Annotated in this window: 8 protein-coding genes; 3 read left to right on the top strand and 5 right to left on the bottom strand. The window is 69.5% G+C overall.

What is annotated here, in order from left to right:
* Positions 1-318: 318 nt before the first annotated feature.
* Positions 319-1,371, bottom strand: coding sequence for an NADP(H)-dependent aldo-keto reductase (locus tag ACLFRB_RS11095; protein ID WP_411069077.1), 1,053 nt, complete (start codon positions 1,369-1,371; stop codon positions 319-321).
* Between the two features lie 272 nt (positions 1,372-1,643).
* Here ACLFRB_RS11095 and ACLFRB_RS11100 point away from each other — a divergent pair, with 272 nt between their 5' ends.
* Positions 1,644-2,006 (top strand): DUF3579 domain-containing protein, encoded by a 363-nt coding sequence (locus ACLFRB_RS11100; RefSeq protein ID WP_411069078.1) that lies wholly within the window; start codon positions 1,644-1,646, stop codon positions 2,004-2,006.
* 208 nt (positions 2,007-2,214) lie between these two features.
* Here ACLFRB_RS11100 and ACLFRB_RS11105 read toward each other — a convergent pair whose 3' ends face one another.
* The gene (locus ACLFRB_RS11105) at positions 2,215-2,493 is read right to left on the bottom strand and encodes a cupin domain-containing protein (protein ID WP_411069079.1); all 279 of its coding nucleotides are present in this window, start codon (positions 2,491-2,493) and stop codon (positions 2,215-2,217) included.
* Positions 2,494-2,564: 71 nt separating this feature from the next.
* Here ACLFRB_RS11105 and hisC point away from each other — a divergent pair, with 71 nt between their 5' ends.
* Positions 2,565-3,635: a histidinol-phosphate transaminase gene (hisC, locus tag ACLFRB_RS11110; protein WP_411069080.1), complete on the top strand. Its 1,071-nt coding sequence runs from the start codon at positions 2,565-2,567 to the stop codon at positions 3,633-3,635.
* Positions 3,636-3,784: 149 nt separating this feature from the next.
* Here the strand turns inward: hisC and ACLFRB_RS11115 are convergent, their stop codons facing one another.
* Positions 3,785-4,297: an REP-associated tyrosine transposase gene (locus ACLFRB_RS11115; protein ID WP_411069081.1), complete on the bottom strand. Its 513-nt coding sequence runs from the start codon at positions 4,295-4,297 to the stop codon at positions 3,785-3,787.
* 48 nt (positions 4,298-4,345) lie between these two features.
* The gene (locus ACLFRB_RS11120; RefSeq protein ID WP_411069082.1) at positions 4,346-5,857 is read right to left on the bottom strand and encodes an FMN-binding glutamate synthase family protein; all 1,512 of its coding nucleotides are present in this window, start codon (positions 5,855-5,857) and stop codon (positions 4,346-4,348) included.
* A 166-nt stretch (positions 5,858-6,023) separates the two neighbouring features.
* Between ACLFRB_RS11120 and ACLFRB_RS11125 the strand changes: the two genes are divergently transcribed.
* The gene (locus ACLFRB_RS11125) at positions 6,024-6,527 is read left to right on the top strand and encodes an outer membrane beta-barrel protein (protein ID WP_411069083.1); all 504 of its coding nucleotides are present in this window, start codon (positions 6,024-6,026) and stop codon (positions 6,525-6,527) included.
* 91 nt (positions 6,528-6,618) lie between these two features.
* Here ACLFRB_RS11125 and ACLFRB_RS11130 read toward each other — a convergent pair whose 3' ends face one another.
* The gene (locus ACLFRB_RS11130; protein WP_411069084.1) at positions 6,619-7,212 is read right to left on the bottom strand and encodes a hypothetical protein; all 594 of its coding nucleotides are present in this window, start codon (positions 7,210-7,212) and stop codon (positions 6,619-6,621) included.
* Positions 7,213-7,450 lie beyond the last annotated feature (238 nt).

Raw genomic sequence — 7,450 nt, forward strand, 5'->3', positions numbered from 1 at the left:
GGGCCCGGCCGCGTCCGGGGCTGCCCCGGCGCCGCTTGCACCGGGTGCTCAATCCGCCGTCGCCCAACTTCCCGCTGTTTCCGCGCTCGGATTGAGGGGAAAGGCTTTGCTGGGACATGCCGAAACGGAGATGTAGGAGCGAGCTCCAGCTCGCGACATTCTCCCCGGTTGAGAGGGTCGCGGCCTGGAGGCCGCTCCTACACCTTCGGTTCGGCCTCTTGTAGGAGCAGCCGTCCCGGGCCGCGATTCGGACAGGCCCCCCGGACAAAAAAGGCACGGGGAAACACCCCATGCCCTGTCGGTCCGAACGCCGAACCCCTACAGCGCCGGATTGGTATACCGCCGGTGGATGTCGTCGATGGCGGCGAGCAGATCGTCGCCCAGGGTCACCTCCAGGCTGTCGATGTCGGCGTCGAGCTGCTCCATGGTGGTGGCGCCGATGATGGTGCTGGTGGTGAAGAACTGCTGGCGGACGAAGGCCAGGGCCATCTGGGCCGGGTCCAGGCCCGCCTCCCGGGCGAGGTTCACGTACTCGCGGCAGGCCGGCTCCACCCCGGGCTTGGCGTAGCGGTTGCCGAAGTCCGGATAGAGGGTCAGCCGGGCGCCCTCGGGCTGGGCGCCGTCCAGGTACTTGCCGGTGAGGTGGCCGAAGGCGAGCACGGAGTAGGCGAGCAGGCCCACGTTCTCGCGGTAGCTCACCTCGTCGAGGCCGTTCTCGAAGGCGCGGTTGATGAGGTTGTAGGCGTTCTGCACGGACACCACCCGCGGCAGGCCGTGCTCCTCGGCCATGCGCGTGAACTGCATCACCCCCCAGGGCGTCTCGTTGGACAGGCCGATGTAGCGGACCTTGCCGGCGTCCACCAGCTCCTTCAGCACCTCAAGCTGCTCGCGCACCGGGTGGGCCTCCCACTCGCGCTGCGGGTCGAAGCGGGCCTCGCCGAACTTGGGCACGTTCCGGTCCGGCCAGTGGATCTGGTAGAGGTCCACGTAGTCGGTCTGCAGGCGCTTCAGGCTGCCCTCGATGGCCCGCTCGATGTTGCTGCGGTCCACCACCGGCAGCTCGTCGCCGCCGCGGATCCAGGGCAGCATCTGCGAGCGGCCCACCACCTTGGTGGCGAGCACGAGGTCCCCGCGCTTGCCCGGGTTCCGGGCGATCCAGTCGCCGATGTAGGACTCCGTGCGGCTGTGGGTCTCCGCCTTGGGCGGAACCGGGTACAGCTCGGCGGTGTCGATGAAGTTGATGCCCCGCTCCAGCGCCCGGTCGATCTGGGCATGGGCGTCCTCGCGGGAGTTCTGGTCACCGAAGGTCATGGTGCCCAGGCAGATCTCCGACACCTGCAGGCCACTGTTGCCAAGCGGGTTATAGCGCATCGCGGGCTCCGTTAGGTTGATTCGGTTCGCACTAGGCGCCGGGGCGGCGTCCATCCGCCGGCCCGAGGGCGGGCAGTATTGCCCAAGGGCCGCCCGCGGTACAAGCCGGCCGTCCCGGCTTCCACGGTGCGGGGCCGGCAATTGAATGCGGCGGCCGTTTTGTGGGATCATCTCGGAGGCCACTGGCCCGGCCCCCCTCCGAATAATCGATCGCCCCTTCGAGGCGAGGACGGCTTCCCGGAATCGCCGACCGAACAGGATACGCACCGGCCATGACCGAGCATGAGGGCAACGACGTAGCCAGGACCCAGGACGACCCTTGCATGATCATTGTCGAGGGCGTCACCCAGAGCGGGGGCAAGTTCCGCCCCAGCGACTGGGTCGAGCGCTTCGCCGGTAACGCCGCCACCTTCGGCGACGACAACCGCCTCCACTACTCCCCGTACATCAAGCCCACCGTCTACAAGGGGGTGAAGGGCCTGCTGGTGGACCCCGCCCTGCGCGAGGAGCGCCCCGAGCTGTTCCAGCAGCTGGTGGGCTTCGCCCGCGCCAACCGCCTCCGCATCCCGCGGACCTGCGGGGTCTCGGAGCTGCAGGAGCTGGTGGAGGAGCTGGAGGGCGAGGAGCAGGGCTAGGCGGCCGGGAAGGCCCGGACTCGGTAGGAGCGGCGTCCCCGCCGCGACCGGTTGCGCCTCCCCCGGCAAATCGCTTAGACACAGGCTGTCGCGGCCTGGAGACCGCTCCTACAGGGGCAACATCCGCCGTTGTAGGAGCCCGCTTCAGCGGGCGAAGGCTTCGGATGGCGCCACGTTTGATTGGGCGCCGCCCGCTCTCCGGGTTTTTTCAGTCCTCGCCGAGCCGGTAATGCTTGCGGACCGCCTCGTGGATGTCCCAGGTGCAGTTCATCCCCTGCGGGAAGGTCACCAGGTCGCCCGCGCCGAAGGTGACCGGCTCCCCCTCCTCGGGCTCCACGGTGACCCGCCCCTGGAGGAGGTAGCAGACCTCCTGCTCGTCGTAGGTCCAGGGGAAGCGGGATTCCCCCTTTTCCCAGATCGGCCAGTGGTAGACCCCGAGGTCGCGGAGCTCCTCCTCGCTGGGCTGGCGGACTTCGATGCGGCTCATGGCCTCTCCTCGCTCGGTGGTGGGGTGGGGTCCGGCAAATGCGCGTCAGTGTAGGGTAGGGCAGGCAAGGCATGTCAATTTCCGACTGGGTGCGCCCCGAAATCCGGGCCATGGCCGGCTACCAGCCGGGCGAGCAGCCCGCCCCGGGCCAGCGCGTCATCAAGCTCAACACCAACGAGAACCCCTATCCCGCGCCGGCGGTGGTGCTGGACGCCATTCGCGAGGCGGCGGCCGGCGAGGTCCTGCGCCGCTACCCGGCGCCCGACGCCCGCCCCGTGCGCGAGGCGGCGGCGCGCGCCTACGGCCTCGACCCGGACCAGGTGGTGGTGGGCAACGGCTCCGACGACCTGCTCACCATGCTGCTGCGCACCTTTGTGGGCCCCGGCGGGAACGTGGTGGCCCCCGCGCCCACCTATTCCCTCTACGAGACCTTGACCGGCATCCAGGGCGGCACCTACCGCGAAGTGCCTTGGGGCGTGGGGGGCTCCCTGCTGATCCGTGCCATCGCCGACGCCGAGCCCAACCTGGTGTTCATCACCCGGCCCAACGCCCCCTTCGGCTTCGCCTGCGGCCTGGAGCAGGTGGCGGCCCTGTGCCGGGCGGTGGACGCCCCGGTGGTCCTCGACGAGGCCTACGCCGACTTCGCCAGCGACAACGGCATCAATCTGCTCGCCGACCACCCCAACCTGATCGTCACCCGCAGCTTCTCCAAGGGGTTCTCCCTGGCCGGCCTGCGCCTCGGCCTGGGCTTCGCCCACCCCGAGGTGGCCGCCGAGCTGCACAAGGTGCGCGACTCCTACAACGTGGACGCCCTGGCCCAGGCGGCAGCCACCGCCGCCCTGGACAACCTCGACGCCTACCGGCCCAATCTGGATGCGGTGGTGGCCGAGCGCGCCCGGATGACCCAGGCCCTGCGCGAGCGCGGCTTCCGCGTCGCCGAGAGCCAGGCCAACTTCCTCTTCGCCCGCGTGCCCGACGGCGACGGCCGTCCCTGGTACGAGGCCCTCAAGGAGCGCGGCATCCTGATCCGCTACTTCCCCGACGAAGAGCTCGCCGACGGCCTGCGCATCAGCGTGGGCACGCCGGAGGAGAACGAGGCGTTGTTGGGGGCGTTGGATGGGGTTGCGGGGCGGGGAAGCTAGTCGGCAGGTCGCAAGCTGGAGCTCGCGCCTACAGGTGAACGCAGGTGTAGGAGCGGTCTCCAGGCCGCGACCTTTGTCGGAAGGCGCTCTGTGTGAATCCCATCAATGTTGAGCGAAGGTGTAGGAGCGAGCTCCAGCTCGCGACCCGGTTAACCAAGGATCCAGTCCGGCCCATCACCCTCTCCCAGCCACACGGCATCCCAATGGGGATAATTTCCAATCTGTTCCACCAACCCTGCCCTGAGCGGGTTGGCCACAATGTAGCGGGCGGCCTGAAGGAGGTCCTCATCCCTGCGCACGGCCCGGTCGTGAAAGCCGGTTTGCCAAATGGGGTCCTCGCTATCCTCCTCCTGAAAAAGAGTTTTCAGGCGACGTCCGCTGTAGGACTTCACGGACCGTATTGCATTGCTCAAATCGGATGAGCCCTTGAGGACCACCAGCCAATGCAGGTGGTCCGGCATCAGGACATAGGCCAGAGAATGCACCCTTCCAGCTTCTTCCTGATAGCGGAGGGCATTTACTACTTTCCGGGCGGCTCCCAGGTTTTGGAAAATGGCCCGGCGCTGGTGGGTAACCGTGGTCAGTATGTAGGCCTGTCCTCCGATGGATACCCGGCCTTTGCGCAGTTGTTGCTGTCCGGATGAATTGGCCCTGGTCGGCATGGGGTCCCCTCTTTGTCGCGGTCTGGAGACCGCTCCTACACCTTCGTTTCACCGCAAGGGCTCTTCGCCTCCCCCCCGCCCCATCAGTTCCCCCCAATTCACCGACCGCCCCGGTCCCGTCACCAGCCGCACGTGCTTGGGCTTCAGCTCGCGGGGGTCGGGGACGCCGCAGGCGTGGGCGATGATGCCCACCTCGTGGTTCATGTGCTGCACGTAGTGGCGCACCCGCTCCGCCTTGTCCGCCGGGTCGAGGCCCTTCTGCAGGCGCGGGTTGTGGGTGGTGATGCCGGTGGGGCAGGTGTCGCGGTCGCAGCGCAGGGACTGGATGCAGCCCAGGGCAAACATGAAGCCCCGCCCCGAGGCCACGAAGTCGGCGCCCACGGCCAGGGCCCAGGCCACGCTCTCCGCCGTTACCATCTTGCCGGAGGCGATCACCCGCACCCGGGGCCGCAGGCCGTGCGCGTCGAGCTTCTCCACCAGGGTCGGCAGGGCCTCGGTGAGCGCCAGGCCCATGTTGTCCATGAGGCTCATGGGGGCGGCGCCGGAGCCCCCCTCGGCGCCGTCTAGGGCGATGAAGTCCGGCGCGGACTCTGCGCCGCGCCGGTGGATCTCGGCGGCCAGCGTATCGAGCCAGCCCGGGTCGCCCAGGACCATCTTGAAGCCGGTGGGCTTGCCCGTGACCGCCCGGATCCGCTCCACCATGTCCAGAAGCTCCGGAGCGTTGTCCACCTCCGGGTGGCGGTTGGGGCTGATGGCGTCCCGGTAGGGGGGGATGCCGCGGATGCGGGCGATCTCCGGGGTCACCTTCGCCCCCGGCAGGATGCCCCCCTTGCCCGGCTTGGCCCCCTGGGCCAGCTTGAGCTCGAACATGCGCACCCGCTCGTGCGCCGCCACCTCCCGCAGCCGCTCCTCATCCAGCCCCCCTTCGGGGTCCCGCACGCCGTATTTGGCGGTGCCGATCTGGAAGACCAGGTCGCAGTCCCCTTCCAGGTGGTAGGGGGACAGTCCGCCCTCGCCGGTGTTCAGCCAGCAGCCCGCCCGCCCGGCGCCCCGGGACAGGGCCCGGATGGCGGGCCGGGACAGGGCGCCGTAGCTCAGGGCGGAGACGTGGAACAGACCGCTGGTGGTGTAGGGGCGGGCGCAGTGCGGGCCGAAGGTGACCGGGGTGGGGGCGCAGGAGTCCGTGTCCAGGGTGGGGAAGGGGCAGTTGTTGAACAGGATGGTGCCCGGCCGGCGAATGTCCTTGGTGGAGCCGAAGGCGGCGGTGCCGGGGCGGTTGCGGGCGGCACTGTAGACCCAGCTGCGCTCCGCGCGGTTGAAGGGCAGCTCCTCGCGGTCCATGGCGTACAGGTAGCGGCGGAAGAAGCGGCCCAGGAGCTCCAGCACCGACCGCATGTGGCCGATCACGGGGAAGTTCCGGTGGATGGCCTGGCGGTTCTGGGTGATGTCGCGGACGAAGACGATCACCAGGGCCAGCGCCACCGCGCCCACCACCACGATGAATACGGTGGCCATCCAGCCGAGGACGGTCAGGGCCAGGTTCGGCGAGCCGGTGAGCATGGGCGTTGCCTGGTTCCTCCGGGGTCGGGTGTCGCCAGCCGGCGGCAGGTGATTTCGGACATCCGGGCTGGCATGATATGGACGGCCTCGGTGCGGTGTCCTCCGTACCACAAACAGTCAAGAGGGTACGCCCTCGTTCACATAGTCCCAAACAGGGGGGTTGGACATGCAACGCAAGCTGGTCCTGGGAGCGATGGTGGCCGGCCTGGCGACCGCCGCGCCGGCGGCGGGGGCGGAGAATCCTGTCTATTTCGGCGGCGGGGTGGGCATCCAGTCCGCCACCGGCCACGACGACGGCCTCGGCATCGCGGCCAAGGGCGGCGCCCAGCTGGACGGCGTGGCCCCGGGCTTCGGGGTGGAGGGCGAGCTGACCACCTCGCTCATGGACCCGGAAGGGGCCAACGGCCTCGATACGAGCTTCACCACCCTGGGCGGCTACGCCACCTACCTGGTGCCGCTGCCGGACCGACGGGTGTCCCTGAAGGCCCGGCTGGGGCTGGCCTGGGTGGATAGCGATCCCGAGTGGGCGGGCAGCGACTCGGATGTGTGGGTGAGCTGGGGGCTGGGCGGCCAGTACCGCGTAAGCAGCCAGCTCTCCGCCTTCGTGGAGCACACCCGCTACGATTCGGACTTCGATCAGCTCACCGGCGGCGTGCTGGTGCACTTCTAGCGTGGGAAACGGCTCGCGGCGAGGACGCCGCTCCTACAGGTGCCCCGTTTGTCCTTATCGTAGGAGCGGCCGTCTCGGCCGCGATGTCGATTCAGCGGGCCCGGTCCGTGGCCACCGCGCGTCCCAGCCCGCCGAAGAAGGCCCATCCCGCCCAGTAGAGCGCCAGCCCCCCCGTGATCCCCAGCAGCGCCCACCCCAGCAGATCCTGCTGATCGATCAGATAGCTGTTGCACAGCCGCACCGGCGACTGGATGTAGAGCCAGCCCATCACCCCCAGCATGGGGATCAGGTTCGCCCAGAGGGCGGCGCGGGCCAGTCCCGGCAGGCGCGGCCAGCTGCGGCCCAGGGGCACCCCGGCCAGCAGGGGCAGGGCCAGGAATTTGGCCACCTCCCAGGCCGGCTCCTGGAGGGCGGCGTCCAGCGAGCGGGGCAGGAGCCAGAAGGCCAGGGTGAAGGCGGCCAGCAGCACGCCGGGGGCGCCGTGGCGGTTGAACCCGGCCAGCTCGCCCGCGCGCACCGGTCCGAGCCCCCGCCCCAGCCACCAGCCCGCCGCCACCAGCAGCGGCAGCTGGGCGGCCATGTGCCCGGCCAGGGTGGCCTCCAGGCCGGCGCGCACGGGGGGCAGGGCGAGCAGGATCCACAGGCCGATGCCCGCCGCCAGCCAATTGCGGGTGGATCGGGTCATAACGCCCACCCTCTGTCGGTCGGGGGTAGGAGCGACGGCCCCCGTCGCGACCTGTCGGAATGGGAACTCCCTGGGAAGGGGCGGCAGGCCTCCCCGTAGGATCGGCCTCCAGGCCGCGACCGTTTGGCAGGCCAATGGACCCCGGAATGATGGCGCGTCCATCCGGCGGGCCCGGTCGGGCATGTCGCGAGCTGGAGCTCGCTCCTACGGGGGTGCTGGTAGGTCTTCATAGCCGCTC

The organism is Thiohalorhabdus sp., from assembly GCF_046545655.1.
GTDB lineage: Bacteria > Pseudomonadota > Gammaproteobacteria > Thiohalorhabdales > Thiohalorhabdaceae > Thiohalorhabdus.

Bases quoted from the DNA above. Each gene is read 5' to 3' on its own strand.
- ACLFRB_RS11125 (WP_411069083.1), top strand. From the start codon at position 6,024: ATGCAACGCAAGCTGGTCCTGGGAGCGATGGTGGCCGGCCTGGCGACC.
- ACLFRB_RS11115 (WP_411069081.1), bottom strand. From the start codon at position 4,297: ATGCCGACCAGGGCCAATTCATCCGGACAGCAACAACTGCGCAAAGGC.
- ACLFRB_RS11120 (WP_411069082.1), bottom strand. From the start codon at position 5,857: ATGCTCACCGGCTCGCCGAACCTGGCCCTGACCGTCCTCGGCTGGATG.
- ACLFRB_RS11130 (WP_411069084.1), bottom strand. From the start codon at position 7,212: ATGACCCGATCCACCCGCAATTGGCTGGCGGCGGGCATCGGCCTGTGG.
- ACLFRB_RS11095 (WP_411069077.1), bottom strand. From the start codon at position 1,371: ATGCGCTATAACCCGCTTGGCAACAGTGGCCTGCAGGTGTCGGAGATC.
- hisC (WP_411069080.1), top strand. From the start codon at position 2,565: ATGTCAATTTCCGACTGGGTGCGCCCCGAAATCCGGGCCATGGCCGGC.
- ACLFRB_RS11105 (WP_411069079.1), bottom strand. From the start codon at position 2,493: ATGAGCCGCATCGAAGTCCGCCAGCCCAGCGAGGAGGAGCTCCGCGAC.
- ACLFRB_RS11100 (WP_411069078.1), top strand. From the start codon at position 1,644: ATGACCGAGCATGAGGGCAACGACGTAGCCAGGACCCAGGACGACCCT.